Raw genomic sequence first — 17,204 nt, forward strand, 5'->3', positions numbered from 1 at the left:
ATTAATGAAAATGGATCCCGCTTTCAGGGCAGTACAGTGTCCCTCCGGCGGCGAAAGGAGTTGGAGTTTATGTTGAGTATCGACGAATTAAATGAAATACACCTAGACGTACTAAGAGAAATCGGAAATATCGGTGCTGGAAATGCGGCTACCTCGCTCTCTCAAATGCTGAACTCAGAAATCAACATGTCTGTGCCGAAAGTCCGCATTCTGGATATCAGTGATGCGGCCACCGCCCTCGGCGGCCCGGAGAACCCGGTGATTGGGATTCTTGCAAAGATTTCGGGAGAAATTGACGGACTAATGATGTTTATCGTCGGGCAGTCCTTTGCGGGAGCCGTACTGGAAAGCTTGCTGGGGGAAAAACAGGTTAGCTATGCCGCACTCACAGAAATGCAGCTTTCCGCGATCTCCGAGATTGGCAACATCATGATTTCGGCTTACCTTGGGTCGATCAGCACCTTGTCTCAAATGTCCATCAAATCTTCCGTTCCGGCTATTGCGGTAGATATGGCTGGTGCTTTGCTAAGTGTACCTGCCATTGAAATGCGCACGGTCTCGGATAAGATTATCTTTATTCAGGAAGATTTTCTCAGCTCAGCGAACGACATTACCTCCAACATGATGCTGATTCCGAGCATGGAATCACTGGATAGATTAATGCAGAAATTAGGGATCCAATTATGAGTAACATGATAACCATCGGCATTTCTGATATGAGAGTGGTGAAAGGCGGTGAGCAGCTTGTCACGTATGCGTTAGGTTCCTGCGTGGGAATATGCCTGTATGATCCTCTGCGCAAAATTGGCGGGTTGGGTCACATCATGCTGCCAAAATACCCCACAGCGAATCCAAAAGAAAACAAATATCGGTTTGCTGATACCTGTATCACTGAAATGCTTCGGGAAATGGAACGGCTGGGCGCTTATCGCGCCCAGCTGACAGCCAAGATTGCCGGTGGAGCCAAGATGTTCGAGGTTTCGGGAGATTCGGCCTTTGGCAATATTGGCCAGAGAAATGTCATGGCTGTTCGAGCTATGCTGGCTTACGAGAAGATTCCCATCAAGGCGCAGGATACCGGTCTGAACTACGGTAGAACCTTGTATTTTACAACAGATGACGGCGTGATGACGATTAAGTCCTTCGCAAATGGAGTGAAGGTGTATTAAAATCCGAGAAAAAAGCTTTCTATAAAATCCTGTTAAGTGGATTTTAAAGAAAGCTTTTTTACTTTAGCTATTTATTTTTTCTACTAAAAAGTAAAAATTGCGTTCAGAACATAAAAAAGAGGAAACGGATTTTCCGTTTCCTCTTTCTGAATCTTGTTAGATCAGTCGCTGCTGAAAGGCAGCAAAGCGATATGACGTGCGCGCTTAATCGCAACAGTCAGTTCACGCTGATGATGTGCGCAAGTGCCGGTGACTCTGCGGGGCAGAATCTTCGCACGCTCCGAAATAAAGCGGCGCAGCTTCGCTACATCCTTATAATCGATGGTGTCGATTCGTTCTACGCAAAAACTGCAAACCTTTTTGCGTCCTTTTCGTCCGCCGCGACGATTGTCGCGCTCGGGCCGATCATTTCTATCAGCCATGCCAAAAGCCTCCTTTTCTCATTCAAAAAATAAAGTAAATACGCGAGAAAATTAGAACGGCAGATCGTCGTCTGTCGGGATTTCCTCAAAATCACCGGTATTTCCGCTGGTGTAGGCGGGGGCAGAGGCCATCGGTGCGTCGGAACGGCTGTAAGAGCCATTTCCGGAACCAGGAGCTCCGCCATCGCGTTTGGATTCCGCAAAATGCACGTTATCCGCAACGATTTCAAAAGCCTTACGCTTGTTTCCGTCCTTGTCCTGATAGCTGCGAGTTTGAATCGAGCCCTGAACTGCAATTAACTGTCCCTTGCGGAAGTACTTGCATACAAATTCCGCAGTGGAACGCCATGCGACAATATCGATAAAATCTGCCTGGCGATCAGCGCCGGACTTGACGTAAGACCGATCTACCGCAATCGTGAAACTGGTGACAGCAATGTCACTGGTAGTGTGACGAAGCTCAGGGTCAGCAACCAGCCTGCCCATTAATACAGTCACATTGAGCATATCGATCACTCTCTTTCAGCAGTTTCAGTTTTCTGGACTTCAACAGCCTTTTTCGGCTTCTCTTTCTTTACTTCTTTTTTGACAATGAGAGAACGAAGAACTCCGTCGGTAATTTTGTAGATACGATCCAGTTCCGCGATGAACTCGGGGCCACTGGTAAAGCTGATTAAGGTGTAGTAACCCTCAGTCTGCTTTTCGATGGGATACGCAAAGCGGCGTTTGCCCCACTCATCCACATTATCGATCGTAGCATTGTTTTCGATCAGAGTCTTAAACTTCTGAACATTTGTCTGAACGGCCTCTTCACCCTGTGCTGTGGACAACATGAATACGGTTTCATACTTGTTTTTTACATCTGGCATTTTATTTGCACCTCCTTCTGGACTTTGGCCCCAACAAAACGCTGGAGCAAGGATATGAAAAGCACTGCCCGCTGGGGCAGGCCTAACAGATTAATTATATCAGCGTGACTCAGGCGAGTCAAGCTATTTTTTCGCTTTGTAGGAATAAGTTGGGAAATAGGGAAGAGCCGCTTACAAAGTGTTTGCAATCTCCTTTAAATAAGCGCGAAAGCCGTCCCCAACCTCCGGGTGCTTAAGCGCCACCTCTACCGTGGCCTGTAGAATGCCGAGCTTGTTGCCCATATCGTAGCGTTTGCCTGTGAACTCCACCGCGGTCATCCCCTGGGTTCGGGCCAGCACGCGCATTGCATCGGTCAGCTGAATTTCTCCGCCGCTTCCGGGCTGGGTTTGGTCGAGTATATCGAAAATCTCCGGCGGCAGAACGCAGCGCCCCAGAATGGAGTAGTATGAAAACACTTTGTCGGGAGAGGGTTTTTCGATCATGTCGGTGCAGCGGAACAGACGGTCGCGTACGGGCTCCACCTTCAGCGAGCTGTATCGGCTGATTACTTCGGGTGATACCTTGTTTACTCCCAGCACACCCTTGCCAAATTCCTCATACGCGCGGATCAACTGGCCGCATGCTGGGTCTTCTCCAATAATGACGTCGTCGCCGTAGAGTACGGCAAACGGCTCATTTCCAATAAAGGAGCGCGCGCAGTTTACTGCGTGGCCGAGCCCGCGAGTTTCCTTCTGGCGTATAAAGTGAATATTGGCCAAGTGGGAGATCTCCACAATACTGTTGAGGAGAGACTCTTTGTCCGCACCGCCCTGCGCGAGATGAGCTTCCAGCTCCGGGGCACGGTCAAAATGATCTTCAATCAACCCTTTGCCGCGATTGGTAATAATCAAAATATCAGTAATGCCGGAATGAACGGCTTCTTCAACAATATACTGAATCGCCGGTTTGTCCACAATAGGGAGCATTTCCTTCGGCATAGATTTTGTGACAGGAAGAACACGCGTGCCAAGTCCCGCAGCGGGAATGACAGCTTTTGTTATTTTCACAGAATTCCCTCCTACCGGTAATCATAATTTTATGAAAAGAAATTTGGGAGATAAATAATAATAGAATAGCAGATCAGCAGGCATAAGGCCAGCGAAACATTCACGCCTCCGTTTTCCTGTAGCGCTTTGTCATACTCAGCCGTCACGGGGTATTCCGTTTTCAGCCTGTGGATATTCTCCACGCAGTGCCGGTAATACAGGCGGTTTCCGGCAAAGCCGCAGTACATCATAATTCCAGCCTGAATCAGAAGCGTAAAAAGAGGGGTGAACAGTAGAAAAATACTGCCCGGGTCAAGCTGATATACCAGCTCAGTCACTTTCATCAGCTCTTCATAAGAAGGATATACGCTGGTGCTGATTCCTGCCTGCTCATACAGATTGATCAAAAGGGGAGAGGAGTAGTTTAAGGATACAAACGTGCTGATCACAAACAATGCGGCCATCCACGCGGTCAGGATCGTACCGATCCGGTACATTTTGCGGTACAGCATCCACCCGCCTGAAAATAGAAAGGCCGAAAAGCTGAAATGCCCATGGTTTGTCCTCTTCTTGTGAAAAAAGACAGAGAGAAAATAAGAGGAATTATTTTGAACGTATTTTGCGATTTCCCCTGCGGTGATGTCGTCCTCAATCGGTTCGTCGGCCCGGATGGTGATGGGTGAGAATGGGTTCGGCGCACTCTGGTACGGCGAATCGTCCTGCGTGGGGTCAATGGGTGCGTTCGGCAAAGCCGGACTGCCTGGATTCTGGTACCCTGAATTCTGGTACGGATTCTGGTAGCCGGGCGGATCATTCCGCAAGGGCTCCTGTCCCGAATGCGGAGCCGCTCCCTGACGGTTCAGAGAAGAACCGCACCGGCTGCAGAATAAGGCGTCCGATGGGTTGTTTCTGCCGCAGGCCGGGCAGACAATCTCCGGGTCCTGCTTGTGGGCAGTGGAGTCCTCCGCGGGAGGAGTCCAGTGCGTTCCGGTGTGGTGCGTATCTGAAAACAGGCATTTGCCCTCTTTTTCATAGCAGTGCCGATGGTAAGGCGCCCCACAGTCCGGGCAGACAACAATGTCATCGTCCTCCTGAAAGGGAATGCCGCAGACCGGGCATTTGATGCCAGTATACTTCATGCTTGAAAGCCTCCTGTAATACATCGCCAATGGTCCAAAGCCCGGCGATTAGGATCTGAATCCTTAATACAATTATTGTACCTAATTCTGAAGCAAACTGCAATCATTTCTTGCATAAGTTTTCAGTACGTTCACAGACTCTCAAGGGGAGAAGAGATGGTTTTTCTTTACATTTGAACAAAAATAACTTATAATATTTTATTATTGTGCAGAAACAAAACTTTGATTTATGATAGAAGGATGGTACGGATGCTGCAATTTGAGGAATTAAAGCTGGCACTGGAAAAACTCAGGCCAGACATTAACGATTTAGCGGATGCGCTGGGGCTGCAGAGCATGAAGGAAGAGATTTCGCAGTTGGATGAGCGGGCCGCGATGCCGGGCTTTTGGGACGACATGGAGCGTTCCCAAAAAATTCTTCAGCGCTCCAGCATGCTGAAGAATAAAATCGCGACTTACGAAAAGCTGTGTTCTTCGCTGGAGGATGCTCTGGCTTTGGTCGAACTGGCAAATGAGGAAGAGGATCTCTCCCTGCTGCCGGAAGCTCAGCAGGAATATCAGAAAATACAGTCCGATCTGGAAGCAATTCGTCTGACTACCCTGCTCAAGGGCGAATACGACGCTAAAAACGCAATTTTAACCTTTCACGCGGGAGCGGGTGGAACAGAAGCGCAGGATTGGGCCTCCATGCTGTTCCGCATGTACGGCCGCTGGGCAGAGCGCCACGGCTTTCAGGTTAAAACGCTGGACTATCTGGATGGAGAAGAGGCCGGCCTGAAAAGTGCCTCGATTCTGATTGAAGGTGTAAATGCATACGGCTTTTTAAAAAGTGAAGCGGGCGTTCACCGGCTGGTGCGCGTATCTCCCTTTGATGCGTCGGGCCGCCGTCACACTTCGTTTGCTTCGCTTGAGGTCATGCCTGAAATCGACAGCGATACCTCTGTGGAGATCAGCCCGGATGATATTGAAATGCAGGTGTACCGCGCAAGCGGCGCGGGAGGACAGAAGGTTAACAAAACCTCTTCTGCCGTCCGTCTGACGCATAAGCCCACCGGCATTGTTGTTTCCTGCCAGGTAGAGCGCAGCCAGTATCAAAACCGCGATGTCGCGATGAAAATGCTGATTTCAAAGCTCGTCGAGATCAAAGAGCGCGAGCATTTGGAAAAGATTGAGGATATTAAGGGCGATCAGAAGGAAATTGCCTGGGGCAGCCAGATCCGCTCTTATGTTTTTATGCCCTACACGATGGCCAAGGATCACCGCACCGGCTTCGAAATGGGTAATATCTCTGCCGTTATGGACGGCGATCTGGATGGTTTTATCAACGCATATCTCAAGGCGCAGAATCTTGGCACATTGGGAGATAACATCGAGTAAACAGGGGGCCGTGTCTTGTCTTTTGTGAAATCTAAGATGAATTCCCTGAAGAAGAATCGGTTTTTAAAAAACGTAGCAGTCCTTACCGGCGGCACAGCCGTGGCACAGGTACTGCTGCCGTTTCTCTTCATGCCAATTTTGGGCCGCCTTTACGAGCCTGAGGTACGGGGAATTTATGGGGTATATGTAGTAATTACCAATATCACGCAGCAGATCGCCTGCTTTCGTTATGATTACGCCATCGTGGTTGCGGATAATGACGAGGAAGCAGGCGGTGCCTTTGTTCTCAGTGCTTTTCTTGCAGTACTGTTTTCCGCGGCACTCAGCCTGTTGATGTGGCCGATTATTCCGCCGTTGGCGCAGCGCTTTAACCTGACGGGCGGCGCTGAAAATACTTTATGGATGGTACCGCTGACTACTTTGATCTGCGGCCTGACGACTGCGCTGAACTACTTTAATGTAAGGCATGAAAAGTATAAGGTTATTTCGGCTTCAAACATCATCCGTGTATCGGTTATGCTGATAACGCAGATCGTTCTGGGGTATCTCGGTGCGAGTTACTGGGGAATGATTGTCGGCCAGTTCCTTTCCTATTTCTTCGGTAACTTCCGCATGATGATGACGCTCAAGGGGCGGATTCACCGCTACATGCTGAATCTGGAGTTTTTAAAGCGTGTTGCGCGCAAGAATGCGGCGTTCCCAAAATTTATGCTGCCCAGTGCGATAGTCAACAGCTTTTCGCAAAGCATGATGGGACTGTTTATTCCGATGCAGTATGGCAATATTATGAACGGCTATTACAGCCAAATTAATACGCTGCTGGGCCAGCCGCTGGTGCTTGTTTCCAACGCTGTGTCGCAGGTGTTCCTGCGCGGCGCTTCTGAGGACAGGCATAATGGCGAAAAGCTCAGCAAAACCTTTGCGACGGTAACCAAATGGCTGACGATTCTATCCATTTTCCCGTTTGGCATTCTGCTGTTGTGGGGTGATCCCATCATCCCGTGGTTCCTTGGCCCTAAATGGGCGCCGGTGCCAGATTATCTGAAATATCTGATTCCGTTGTTTATGGTGCGCTTCATTGTTAATCCGGTGACGAACAGTGCGATTGCGCTGGGACGGCAGAAGGCGGTTATGGTTTGGCAGTTCTTCCTGCTCTTTACCGTTTCGGTTCCGTCATTGCTGACTCTTGTAATACCGATGACCTTTGAGCAGTATTTGCTGGCTGCGTCACTGCCGATGGCGGGCGCTTATCTGATTTTTTACCGCTTCTGCCAGACAATTGTCAGAAACGCAAAATAAGTGAAAAGTGGAGAGGTAACTGAAATGCAACAAAAACAGAGCAAGCTGCGCCTAAAAGAGCGCGGCAGACAGATGACAAGCTATATGAAAAGCAACAAGCCCTTCTCCTACACGCTGGCCTTGCTGTTGGTTTCTTTGTTTTTTCTGGGAATTAACACCTACCAGAACGTTTACAACGTTTTGATGAATGACGACGTAATCAACGAGGATGCTGTTAAGATTGAATTTCACGATAAAAACCTGGAGCACGAGGTACGCAACCTGCTCGAGCGCCCCACGGACGATATTTACGATGTGGATGTAGAGAAGATCAGCATTCTGACGATTCAAAATGTTCCGGTAAAGGATATTGAGGATCTGAAATATTTTAAGGGCCTTTCCAAGTTGACCATTTCCTCCGGTAAGATTACCGATGTCAGCGCTTTGCAGGACATCCCCTATTTGAAGGAGATCGATCTCTCCAATAACCAGATTGCAGATGTCACTCCCCTCGGGAAAATCCAGACTTTACAGCGGCTGACTCTGGCCGGCAACTATATTCGCAATATGTCTCCGCTGTACACGCTGAAAAATCTGACTGAGCTGAATTTGTCCGGCAACTCGATCACCGGTGTTACTGCGGATATCACAAAGCTGACGAATCTGAAGAGCCTGAATTTGTCGCGTAACCGCATTGTTGACAACAGCGTTTTTTCGGGAATGTCGCAGCTGAATATTCTGAACCTTACCTCGAACCGCCTGATGGTGGCCAAGCCCTTGACCGGAATGGACGAGCTGTATGAATATTCCCTCGAGAGCAACTCCCTGACCACGATCGGCGATCTGGGCGAACTTCCTGTGTTGGAAAAGCTCAGTGTGGCGTCCAACTGCCTCACGGACATCAGCTTTGCCTCGAAATATCCCTGGCTGCTGGAGCTGACAATCAGCCTGAACAACATTTCTTCCCTGGAGCCGCTGAAAAGCAATACCGAGCTTCAGGTTCTGAAAATGCAGTACACCGATATTAAGGATGTTTCCGTGTTGGAAAAGCTGCCGCAATTCAACTCCATTTTCTTGGATCCAGAGTTTGACCGTTCGAAGATCCGCTTTTTGCAGGGTCGTTTCCGCAATGGCGATCTAATCACCAAACAGTACCTGCTGAACGAAAAATATGGCTTTGAGGAGACCGACGAATGATCTGGAAAGAGCTTATCGTTGTCCTTGGCCTTGCGATTTCGCTGATCTTATTTCAAAAGGCATCGGCAACGCTGAATATTGGAAAAATCAATTTGATTTCTTATACGATGTACCTGTTTTTATTGCAGACGTATATCGGTGCAGCAATGGTGTATTTGGGGGACCGTAATCATTATACGATGAAGTATATTACGGTCAGCGACAGCTTTGACCTGATGTTTTACAGCGTTCTGCTTTCGGCGATTCTATTCCCCTTAACCATCATCGCATTGTATCAGTGCTTTCATATCGACATCAAACAGCGCTATAAGAGTTATTTGAAAAAGTCGGTTGAGGTAAAGCATGAGAGACTGGCCTTTTATGTGATTTCTGCGATTGGCTTTCTCTGCTGTGTGCTGCTGCTGATTTATATCATTAAAATCGGGTATTTCCCCTTGCTGCGCTTGGTGCGTACTCCCGCCGGTTTTGAATTCGGTGTGGAGCGCCAGCGGATTTCACAGATTATTATCATTAACAGCTACGTCAAAAATCTTTTGCTGGGACTTTTTCTGCCGCTGCTATCGTATATTGCTTTTGCCTATGCGGTGGTACTCAAAAAATTCTGGTGGTGGGCCCTTACCGCTGTTCTGGTGGGTTCGGCCATCGTGTCCGCAACGATTAATTTTGAAAAATCTCCGGTGCTGTTCTATCTGTTTGTGCTGCTTTTGATTCTTATGTATGAGCGCGGCGGCATCTCCCGCAGGGTGGTGTTCGGTTTTGGCGCGGCCATGGCTCTGTTTATCGTATTTATTTACGGGCGGATGGGATACAGCTTTACCTCCGGCGACAGCAACTTTTATAATGGCCCGATCGGCCGCACGTTGTTTACTCAGGTGGGCACACTGACCATGCATTTTGATCTGTTCCCGACAATTTTCCCATTTTTGGGTGGCCGCAGCCTGTCTCCCACGGCGATGCACCTTCTGGGCATCGAGGGCGGCCATGTGCGCTCCGCCAAGCTGGTTATGGATTTTTATGGTTCGGAGAAGGTGTACGATGGAACCGGCGGCGTAATGAATGCCTTTTATATCGGCGAAGCCTATGCAAACTTTGGATTCTGGGGAATGGTTCTCTCCGTCGTGTATATGGGCTTATTACTAGGGCTTCTGTTTTATGTGTTTACCCGTCTGCGCAAAACCCCGTATCAGCTGGCGCTCACCGCTATGCTGACCAGCCGTCTGGCTCTGGCTACACAGGGCGGATTCGTAGACTTCCTTTATAACTTTCAGGTCTATGTACTGTTGTTCTTCCTGGTGGCCGGACATTTTGCACCATGGATTTGGGAACGCCTGTCGCCCCGTGCGCCGGCGGGCTTACTCAAGCTGATGGATCAGCTGGACGGAAAAGAAAAGAAAGTGGCGGGAAAATCATGACGATTTTATATTTGACTTATATTGATTTTGGGGATTTTCAGTCCGGCTCGTCCGTTCGTCCGCAGATGATGTATGAGGCATTTCTGTCCCTTGGCTGTGAGGTGAAGCTCCTGCAGGCGCAGCAAAATCGCCGCGAACAGCGCCGCCATGTGGTGGAAGAGATGAACCTCTGGCTCGACACACACCGCCCCGATTTCTGCTATGTGGAAAGCCCCTCCGGCCCGATCTTTCATGGCTTCGACCGGAAGTTGATCCGCCGGGTGCACCGGATGGGGATTCCAGTGGGGTATTTTTACCGGGATGCCGCCTTCCGCTTTGACGAGGTATTTCTCTCTGGCAGAAAGAGCCTCAAGCAGCATGTTATTGCGTGGATGTCGGAACGCGATGTTCGTTTTCTGAAAAAGAATACCGACCTTGTTTATCTGCCGACAGAAAGCATGGCGCAGTATTTTAATTTTCCGCACGTTGCGTTTCTGCCGCCGGCCTGCATGGGTGCCCGCAGTAATAAGCTGGGGAAGCTGCCGGGTAAGCGCAGCATCTATGTGGGTGGAGTCTCTAAACGCTACGGTACGGATACGCTGTTGAAGGCTTTTGACCTGCTCAATGGAGAAGGGGATGAGTTTCCCCTCACGCTGGTCTGCCGGCCGCAGGGGGTCGCTTATATCGGGGAGCAATACAGGGGTAAGCCTTGGCTGAATTTGGTACATGCTTCCGGTGCGAAGGAATTGGCCCCGCTATACGAGCAGGCGGATCTGGCTCTTTACCCCATTGAAAAGAATGCGTATAATGATTTTGCGTTTTCCGTCAAGCTGATGGAATATTTGGAATACGGTCTGCCGATGGTTGCGGTGAACTGTACGGAAACAGAAAAATTTATTCAGAAATATTCGCTGGGGTTGGTGTGTGAAAACATCCCCGCGGATTTTGCGGAGAAAGTATCGGAACTGCTCAGAGATACCGAGCTGTATGCCCGTTGCGCGAAAAACGCCGCGGAGGCGGTGCAGGGCAATCTCTGGACAGACCGGGCGAAAACCGTCCTTGCAGATTTGGGCGGCAGTCAGGGGGAGAAGCAGGCATGAAAATAGCGTTTGTGTCGGCGGCCAGCTCCAGCCACACAGTCAAATGGGTGAATGCGTTGAGTAAGAGGGGGCACAAGGTGCGCCTTTATTCGCTACCGGAGCATGAAAACCGCCAGAAGAATCTGAACCCCGAGGTGGAAGTGGTGTACCTGGGCAAAAGTGGGTTTGCCGGGTATTTTCTAAATGGCAGCGAGCTGCGCCGCGATCTGGAGGACTTTGCGCCGGATGTGATCAATGCCCACTATGCCAGCGGCTACGGTACGCTGGCCCGTATGGCGCGTTCTCATCCTCTTGTGCTGTCTGTGTGGGGCAGCGATGTATATGAGTTTCCGCTCAAAAGCCTGGTACATAAGCTCCTGGTGGCGGGGAACCTGAAAGCCGCGGATGTTGTGGCTTCTACCAGCGAAGTGATGGCCGATCAGGTACGCCGTGTCTTTGGGGAACAGCGCAAAATCTGGATTACCCCGTTTGGTGTGGATTGTTCTCTATTTTCCCCGCAGCCGCAGGAGCATGACGGCTTTTGTGTCGGCGCGGTGAAAGCACTGGAGGATGTTTACGGTATGGATGATCTGATCCGCGCGTTTGCCCTGTTTGTGCAGAAGGCACCACAAGAATCGTATTCCCTTAAGATTTACGGGAAGGGAAGCCGGCAGGAGGAGCTGCAGCAGCTGATCGATTCTCTCGGCATTTCGGAGTGTGCAAGCTTGTGCGGCGTGATTCCCAATACACAGGTTCCAAAGGCGCTGAGTGGTATGGATGTGGTTTGTCTGCCGAGCCGTTCCGAGAGCTTCGGCGTTTCGGCGGTGGAGGCGATGGCCTGCGGGGTTCCCGTGGTGGCCAGCAACGTAGACGGCTTTCTGGAAACCGTGGAGGATGGCGTCACCGGCTTTTTGGCTCCCTGTGGGGATGTGGAAGCGCTGGCGGAGCATCTGCTAAGGTTGTATCAGGATACCGCACTGCGAAGCCAGATGGGCGTGGCGGGCCGGGAACGGGTACTTCGTCTGTTCGATTTTAAAAAGAATGTGGAGCAAATGGAGCGAGTGTATGAAGCTGCGATTGCAGAACATTAAAAAGTATAATAAAAAACGCTTTGCCAGCCGGCAAAGCGTTTTTTGCAACTATTTTCAGTGACTTTAAAATTTCCATGAAAGCTTGGCCTGCTGCAAAGATGCCCCTGCTTTTCATGGAGTGGGTGTTTCATTCTGCTGTTTGCACCCAGATCAATTTGGCAGTCTACATAAGCAATTCCCTGTGTAGCGCCGCCCAAAGAATTAGCCCTCTTGCCGTGCAGTATCCCCGCTGGAATTTAAACAGAGATGTTAAATGATCCGTTTGAAATGTTACCTTGCATTGTATTACCTGTGTTCAAATTAGCTTTTGCTGCGTTATTCCACGCTTCGTTATAAATCATACATATCTCTGTTTCCTGCGCAGCTTCCGCTTTTGTCTGATAACAATTCCAGCCTGTGTTTGAATAAGTGGCAACCAATTCACCATTGCTATCGTAGAATTCTGCATACGATATTGATTTAGACTCTGATTTATAAGAAACTTTTCCAAATAAAATATCGATCAGGTTCAGGGATTCTACGGTTGGTACTTTTTTTGTAATCATCTTTAAGCCTTCTGTAATGATTCCTTTTCTGTCAGGCGACACTATGGACAGGTAGCTTGTTTTCAGGCTTTTAAAGCCTGTTGATGTTTGAAACGTACCAGCTGCTTGGTCTTCTTGGGCTTGTTTCATAACAGCTTCTTTTATTTTATCTTCATCAATTGAAGCTGTTGCTTTAGTGGGAAACAGTGGATCATTAAAATCCGGTAAAGATATGCCGCCTATACTTTTTGTGCCAGAGATATTGCCTGAGGCGTATGGATGATATGACTGTATACGCACAATTCTCAACTCCTTTTAGTAATATCCCATCCCTATATCTATCAATATCGGCAGATTTTATAGATATCTGAATGAAGAACGTCAGAAAAGGACTCGGGAACAGGAGAATCATTTATTTGACCGATAGAGTGCTTTCTATTTTAGTATATATTACATTGTTTGAGGGGTAAGAAGCAGAGGCACTTTTTTATTCTTGTGGAATGCGTGCTGATTTTGTTTTTAGCCGCCCTTCATCCGTTTTTGCTGGCGAACATCCTTACCCAAAAAGGTCAGGCGAACATAGCTGCCAATAATCCGAGAAACAAAACGCTCGGAATAACGCTTTTGCAGCTCGTATAAAGAAAGATTGGTGCTGATGATCGTAGGCCGCCCGGCCATCAGCCGAGTATTAACGATGTTGTAAACGGCGGCATCGGTAAACGAAGTGGAAAACTCTGTTCCAAGGTCGTCCAGAATCAAAAGATCACAGCTTAACAGCAGCGCGTTGGTATCCTCATTTTCTTCCGCTCGCCCAAAGCGTTCCCGCTCCAGGCTGGTGGCCATATTCTGTGCGGAAAGATAAATGACCCCGAACCCTTTTCCCACGGCTTCGCGCGCGATAGCCAGGGACAAATGGGTTTTGCCCAGGCCGGTTCCGCCCTGCAGAATCACACTGGGAGATTTCAGAGAAAACTCGCGCGCGTAGGTGCGGCAAAAGTGAAAGATATTCTCCATCTGCTTTTTGGGCGCGATTTCTCCTTCGTTCTGGGGAGCTTCAGGGTAGTGCGCCAAAGAAAACCCCTCAAAGGTGCAAAGGGAAAGCGGCGTCATTTCATTCAGTCGCTGGTAGGCGGTCTTGCGCAACAGATCTCGCAGACAGCTGCACATTCTGCCGTCTACGTATCCGGTATCACTGCACTTTTCACACTGATAGTGGGGCTTCAGATAATCCGGTTCCAGTCCCGCGCGTCGCAGCATCTGGTTCAGTTCCTGCTGTAAAGAGAGGTTCTTCTCCTTCAGGCGTGTAAGCTCCGTTACGGTGTCACTGCCGCTCAGCACTGCCTTGGCCGCTCCAATGGCCGTTGCGGTTAGCTGCCGTTCGATCTCCTGCGCGCGGGGATACATGGCATAGAAAGCGTTGCGGCGCTCCTCTGCGGCGTCGTTTTCGCGCATACGACGGTCATTCAGAATACCAAAGGCGATTTGGTAAATATCCTTTCCATAGGCCATCGACGCATCATTCCTTTCCCAATATATCAGGAACCTGAGCGCTCATACGCTCATATTCCTCAATGTCGTAAGTGGTTTGCTGCTGTGGCTTTCCGTGCTTTTGCGAAGCTACTTTTTCTGTTTGCTCCATCGCGGCCTGTTGGGGCGTTGTAATCCCCTCGCGCTGCCAGCGCTCCAGAATCTTGTTCATATAGCTCAAGCTGAGCTTGCCGATGGCGTCCACGCTGCGGTCGTAGGCTTCGCGTACCATCTTGGGGGAAAACTTCCATTCCAATAGCCAGCGATCCGAATATCGCTCTTCTCGGGCGCTCGGGGAGCGGGGAGAGAGGCGCAGCTCCTGCTCGATCTTTCTCCAGGCTTTATTGATGTCATCCAGCTTACGCAGTTTTTCTTCCGCCTGTCGGTGAGAAGAAATGCCTTCCTCGGCCCAGTCACGGGCAACTGCCTCGATATAGCTGGTATTGTCTTTGCCCTTGCTCTTAACGAACTGCAGGAGCATCAGAGTAACGTCTACGGGCAGCCCGTAATCATCGTGAATCGCCAGCAGGGTGGAAGAAAGCCCCGGGGAGAGGGGGCGCCCTAAAAGCTGCTGAGCCTCCTGCATCAGAAAACGGATTTCCGCCGACTGATTGATCCGTTCCGCGATAAACAGCCCGTCCGGCTTGGGGATGCGGCGCGGCGGAGCTGGGGGAAGGCTCTCTGCAATGGGAGCGGCGGCAAGCGGAAGCTTTTGGTGCGGGACAGACTCTGCGGCAGCGGCAGGCTGCACAGTCTGTTCCGACCCTGTTTCCGTTACAAGACCAACCTGTACCCAGTACTGCATGGCGTCCTGCACGTCGGGGGTGGTGATGCCCAGCGCAGCGGCGATCACCTCATGCGTAAAGGATTCTTCTGAATGACGAAGCGCCCACAGAAGAACCTTCAGCTGGTTCGGGCTGGCCATTTTAATATGGGAATCGACAAGAGTGCTGGGAACGGCAAAAACCGATTTCCATGCGCCCGGATGAATGGAAAAAGCCATGATATACTCCTTTGTACTGTTGCACCGATCCCACGGGGAACAGGCACTTCTTTGCAAAAAAAAGCAAGTGTTCGTGTGTGGCTGCGCCGGCAGGACCAATAAAAAAAGACACGATATACTTTTCCACTGTTTCAAAAAGGAATCATGTCATAGAATTTAAATGTAATTCATTATATCACATTTTGGTTAGAGAAGGAATAGAAAGGCAGAAAGGAACGGGAGAAAAAGAAAAATAAAAAAATTGGAAAAAGGTATTGACTTAAGGCGAATTCTGTCATATAATAACTCTCGCAGTTTGTTTGCGGATGTAGCTCATCTGGTAGAGCGCCACCTTGCCAAGGTGGAGGTAGCGAGTTCGAGCCTCGTCATCCGCTCCAGTAAAAAGAAAGCCAATCAACACTGATTGGCTTTCTTTTTTTATGGTTGTATCCCTGAACGCAGGGATACAAAATTGGCTTTCAGACCTGAAAAGGCGGGGGCTCAAAATTCCCTTTAGCCTGCTTTTTAGATTTTTCTGAAGGAGTAGCCTCGGCATCTGCCTTACGGCCTATCCGGAAAGAGGGGAGCTTGATCTGGGTGAGAATGAGCGCACAGAACATAAAAACACATCCGCTGATTTCCCGCAGACTCATGGTTTCCTGAAACGCCACTGCGCCGGCCACCGCGGCAAAAAGGGATTCCATACTGAGAATCAGACCGGCAATCGCCGGAGCAACTGTTTTTTGCCCAAGGGCCTGCAGGGTATATGCGACCCCCACCACCATGATTCCCGTATACAGAATCGGGCCGATGCTGCTTGTTACTGCCTGAGTGGTTGGGGATTCGAGCTGTAATGCGCAGAAAAGGGAAAAAAGGCCCGAAATCATAAATTCTACCAGCACCAGCTCCAGACTGTCGGTTTTCTTGGAATAGGTATCGACCAAAGTGATTTGAATCGACCAGAACACTGCGCTGATCAGAACATAAAAATCTCCTTTTGAGATGCTGAAGTTTTCAGACATACACAAAAGGTACAGCCCCACTGTGGCCAACGCAATACAAATCCATGTTTTCAGCTCGGTTTTACGGTGGAAAAACAAACCGAACAAAGGGATGAGTACAATGTACATTGATGTGATAAACCCGGTTTTTCCCACAGTGGTGTGGGCAAGACCCAGCTGTTGAAAGTATGCGCCCAAAAACATGGCAGTGCCGCAGAGGCCGCCACCGATTACAAGGTCTTTGCGCAAAAAGGTCTTTTTTTCTTCCCGGCTGATGCGTTTCAATAGTAAGCTGAGAGGAAAAAATATAATTGCCCCCATTAGAAAACGTGCAGCTCCAAACGAAAAGGGACCCAGATACAGTGTCCCCAACTTTTGCGGGATCAGCGAGGTTCCCCATATGATAGCGCAAAGCGAGAGCATCAGTTCCCCTTGGTGTTGTTTCAGGTGATGCATCGATATTCAGTCCTTTTTATAATGAAAATTCAAATTTATTGTATCATTATCCATAGAGAAAAACAACCGGATTTCTTAGGTTCCGTCGAAAGAGCGTCTTAAACAACCTTGCGTTCTCTCAAGATTAACGGTGTTGCAGAGAAAGGTATTGGTCAGTATTGCCCGGTTTTTCGTGGATTTCTTTGATACAAAACCAAAGGAATGACCTGCATTGCGGTTTCGTATGCAGGGAAAGGATAAGAAAAGAGAATAAATATGCACTATACTAAAAATGTCGATTTTTTATACAATAAAGGAATTCTATCTTTGGCCTATGATTTCAGAATAGAAATTAAAAGAGAGAATTCGGCACGAAGAAATTTGTGGCCATTTTTTCCATAGGCCGTAGTTTCGCTGCATTGCTTTTTACAGAAGCTAGGTTTTATAATTCTTTTTGCTGCACGGGTCGATAGAAATCTTTTGCAGAAAAGAAAGAAAAAGGCTGGCTGGCATCTCTTCGCCGTACAGTATTTTTTGATATGGATAGCATCGCTCTGCTAGACGAAAGATACTATACAAAGCGTCGGGAATGAAGGGGGATTTTTTGCTCAAATTTTGTAGGATTTGCTTGCGGCGCTTTCTATGAAAAAACAAGAAAGTATGTTATACTATTAAATGTTTGTGAATTTTTCAAAAG

The 17,204-nt window shown here is 48.9% G+C and carries 17 protein-coding genes and 1 tRNA gene; 9 read left to right on the forward strand and 9 right to left on the reverse strand.

Annotated elements, in window-relative coordinates; all coding sequences use genetic code 11:
- The first annotated feature begins 69 nt into the window (after nucleotides 1-69).
- Both QOS46_RS03295 and QOS46_RS03300 read left to right on the forward strand, forming a co-directional pair.
- A complete protein-coding gene (locus tag QOS46_RS03295) occupies nucleotides 70-687 on the forward strand; it encodes a chemotaxis protein CheC (RefSeq protein ID WP_283607299.1) in 618 nt (205 codons plus the stop codon).
- Nucleotides 684-1,169: a chemotaxis protein CheD gene (locus QOS46_RS03300; RefSeq protein ID WP_283607301.1), complete on the forward strand. Its 486-nt coding sequence runs from the start codon at nucleotides 684-686 to the stop codon at nucleotides 1,167-1,169. Before QOS46_RS03295 ends, QOS46_RS03300 begins: the two co-directional genes overlap by 4 nt.
- 161 nt (nucleotides 1,170-1,330) lie before the next feature.
- Here QOS46_RS03300 and rpsR read toward each other — a convergent pair whose 3' ends face one another.
- The 5 genes from rpsR to QOS46_RS03325 form a co-directional block, all read right to left on the reverse strand.
- Complete coding sequence (gene rpsR / locus QOS46_RS03305) at nucleotides 1,331-1,591, reverse strand: 30S ribosomal protein S18 (RefSeq protein ID WP_283607303.1); 261 nt, start codon at nucleotides 1,589-1,591, stop codon at nucleotides 1,331-1,333.
- A gap of 51 nt (nucleotides 1,592-1,642) precedes the next feature.
- Nucleotides 1,643-2,098, reverse strand: coding sequence for a single-stranded DNA-binding protein (locus QOS46_RS03310; RefSeq protein ID WP_283607305.1), 456 nt, complete (start codon nucleotides 2,096-2,098; stop codon nucleotides 1,643-1,645).
- A gap of 5 nt (nucleotides 2,099-2,103) precedes the next feature.
- The gene (gene rpsF / locus QOS46_RS03315; protein WP_283607307.1) at nucleotides 2,104-2,460 is read right to left on the reverse strand and encodes a 30S ribosomal protein S6; all 357 of its coding nucleotides are present in this window, start codon (nucleotides 2,458-2,460) and stop codon (nucleotides 2,104-2,106) included.
- A gap of 171 nt (nucleotides 2,461-2,631) precedes the next feature.
- Nucleotides 2,632-3,507, reverse strand: coding sequence for a UTP--glucose-1-phosphate uridylyltransferase (locus QOS46_RS03320; protein ID WP_283607308.1), 876 nt, complete (start codon nucleotides 3,505-3,507; stop codon nucleotides 2,632-2,634).
- Nucleotides 3,508-3,536: 29 nt separating this feature from the next.
- Nucleotides 3,537-4,625 (reverse strand): RING finger protein, encoded by a 1,089-nt coding sequence (locus QOS46_RS03325; protein ID WP_283607310.1) that lies wholly within the window; start codon nucleotides 4,623-4,625, stop codon nucleotides 3,537-3,539.
- A 249-nt stretch (nucleotides 4,626-4,874) separates the two neighbouring features.
- Between QOS46_RS03325 and prfB the strand changes: the two genes are divergently transcribed.
- Genes prfB through QOS46_RS03355 form a run of 6 tightly spaced genes read left to right on the forward strand, consistent with a single transcriptional unit; the run spans nucleotide 4,875 to nucleotide 12,038 of the window.
- Nucleotides 4,875-6,002 carry a peptide chain release factor 2 gene (gene prfB, locus QOS46_RS03330; RefSeq protein WP_283607312.1) on the forward strand — a complete coding sequence of 376 codons (1,128 nt, stop codon included), beginning with the start codon at nucleotides 4,875-4,877 and terminating at the stop codon, nucleotides 6,000-6,002.
- A gap of 24 nt (nucleotides 6,003-6,026) precedes the next feature.
- Entirely contained in the window at nucleotides 6,027-7,301 is a 1,275-nt protein-coding gene (locus QOS46_RS03335; protein ID WP_283610760.1) for a lipopolysaccharide biosynthesis protein, read from the forward strand.
- A 24-nt stretch (nucleotides 7,302-7,325) separates the two neighbouring features.
- Nucleotides 7,326-8,477 carry a leucine-rich repeat domain-containing protein gene (locus QOS46_RS03340; RefSeq protein ID WP_283607313.1) on the forward strand — a complete coding sequence of 384 codons (1,152 nt, stop codon included), beginning with the start codon at nucleotides 7,326-7,328 and terminating at the stop codon, nucleotides 8,475-8,477.
- Complete coding sequence (locus tag QOS46_RS03345) at nucleotides 8,474-9,889, forward strand: oligosaccharide repeat unit polymerase (protein ID WP_283607314.1); 1,416 nt, start codon at nucleotides 8,474-8,476, stop codon at nucleotides 9,887-9,889. Before QOS46_RS03340 ends, QOS46_RS03345 begins: the two co-directional genes overlap by 4 nt.
- Complete coding sequence (locus QOS46_RS03350; protein WP_283607315.1) at nucleotides 9,886-10,968, forward strand: glycosyltransferase family 4 protein; 1,083 nt, start codon at nucleotides 9,886-9,888, stop codon at nucleotides 10,966-10,968. Before QOS46_RS03345 ends, QOS46_RS03350 begins: the two co-directional genes overlap by 4 nt.
- Nucleotides 10,965-12,038, forward strand: coding sequence for a glycosyltransferase (locus QOS46_RS03355; RefSeq protein ID WP_283607316.1), 1,074 nt, complete (start codon nucleotides 10,965-10,967; stop codon nucleotides 12,036-12,038). The genes QOS46_RS03350 and QOS46_RS03355 overlap by 4 nt, the downstream gene beginning before the upstream one ends.
- A gap of 236 nt (nucleotides 12,039-12,274) precedes the next feature.
- Here QOS46_RS03355 and QOS46_RS03360 read toward each other — a convergent pair whose 3' ends face one another.
- The 3 genes from QOS46_RS03360 to QOS46_RS03370 form a co-directional block, all read right to left on the reverse strand.
- Complete coding sequence (locus tag QOS46_RS03360) at nucleotides 12,275-12,862, reverse strand: hypothetical protein (protein ID WP_283607318.1); 588 nt, start codon at nucleotides 12,860-12,862, stop codon at nucleotides 12,275-12,277.
- A 219-nt stretch (nucleotides 12,863-13,081) separates the two neighbouring features.
- Nucleotides 13,082-14,071 carry an ATP-binding protein gene (locus QOS46_RS03365; RefSeq protein ID WP_283607319.1) on the reverse strand — a complete coding sequence of 330 codons (990 nt, stop codon included), beginning with the start codon at nucleotides 14,069-14,071 and terminating at the stop codon, nucleotides 13,082-13,084.
- Between the two features lie 7 nt (nucleotides 14,072-14,078).
- Entirely contained in the window at nucleotides 14,079-15,092 is a 1,014-nt protein-coding gene (locus QOS46_RS03370; RefSeq protein ID WP_283607320.1) for a DnaD domain protein, read from the reverse strand.
- Between the two features lie 301 nt (nucleotides 15,093-15,393).
- Between QOS46_RS03370 and QOS46_RS03375 the strand changes: the two genes are divergently transcribed.
- Nucleotides 15,394-15,469, forward strand: a tRNA-Gly gene (locus QOS46_RS03375).
- Nucleotides 15,470-15,550: 81 nt separating this feature from the next.
- Here the strand turns inward: QOS46_RS03375 and QOS46_RS03380 are convergent.
- Nucleotides 15,551-16,528, reverse strand: coding sequence for a DMT family transporter (locus QOS46_RS03380; RefSeq protein ID WP_283607321.1), 978 nt, complete (start codon nucleotides 16,526-16,528; stop codon nucleotides 15,551-15,553).
- Nucleotides 16,529-17,204 lie beyond the last annotated feature (676 nt).

This window comes from Faecalispora anaeroviscerum, from assembly GCF_947568225.1.
Classification (GTDB): Bacteria; Bacillota; Clostridia; order Oscillospirales; family Acutalibacteraceae; genus Faecalispora; species Faecalispora anaeroviscerum.

Excerpts from the sequence above, each read along its gene's own strand:
- QOS46_RS03365 (WP_283607319.1), bottom strand. The coding sequence starts at position 14,071 with ATGGCCTATGGAAAGGATATTTACCAAATCGCCTTTGGTATTCTGAAT.
- QOS46_RS03340 (WP_283607313.1), top strand. The coding sequence starts at position 7,326 with ATGCAACAAAAACAGAGCAAGCTGCGCCTAAAAGAGCGCGGCAGACAG.
- QOS46_RS03350 (WP_283607315.1), top strand. The coding sequence starts at position 9,886 with ATGACGATTTTATATTTGACTTATATTGATTTTGGGGATTTTCAGTCC.
- QOS46_RS03295 (WP_283607299.1), top strand. The coding sequence starts at position 70 with ATGTTGAGTATCGACGAATTAAATGAAATACACCTAGACGTACTAAGA.
- prfB (WP_283607312.1), top strand. The coding sequence starts at position 4,875 with ATGCTGCAATTTGAGGAATTAAAGCTGGCACTGGAAAAACTCAGGCCA.
- QOS46_RS03345 (WP_283607314.1), top strand. The coding sequence starts at position 8,474 with ATGATCTGGAAAGAGCTTATCGTTGTCCTTGGCCTTGCGATTTCGCTG.
- rpsR (WP_283607303.1), bottom strand. The coding sequence starts at position 1,591 with ATGGCTGATAGAAATGATCGGCCCGAGCGCGACAATCGTCGCGGCGGA.
- QOS46_RS03355 (WP_283607316.1), top strand. The coding sequence starts at position 10,965 with ATGAAAATAGCGTTTGTGTCGGCGGCCAGCTCCAGCCACACAGTCAAA.
- QOS46_RS03370 (WP_283607320.1), bottom strand. The coding sequence starts at position 15,092 with ATGGCTTTTTCCATTCATCCGGGCGCATGGAAATCGGTTTTTGCCGTT.
- QOS46_RS03300 (WP_283607301.1), top strand. The coding sequence starts at position 684 with ATGAGTAACATGATAACCATCGGCATTTCTGATATGAGAGTGGTGAAA.
- rpsF (WP_283607307.1), bottom strand. The coding sequence starts at position 2,460 with ATGCCAGATGTAAAAAACAAGTATGAAACCGTATTCATGTTGTCCACA.
- QOS46_RS03380 (WP_283607321.1), bottom strand. The coding sequence starts at position 16,528 with ATGCATCACCTGAAACAACACCAAGGGGAACTGATGCTCTCGCTTTGC.
- QOS46_RS03325 (WP_283607310.1), bottom strand. The coding sequence starts at position 4,625 with ATGAAGTATACTGGCATCAAATGCCCGGTCTGCGGCATTCCCTTTCAG.
- QOS46_RS03310 (WP_283607305.1), bottom strand. The coding sequence starts at position 2,098 with ATGCTCAATGTGACTGTATTAATGGGCAGGCTGGTTGCTGACCCTGAG.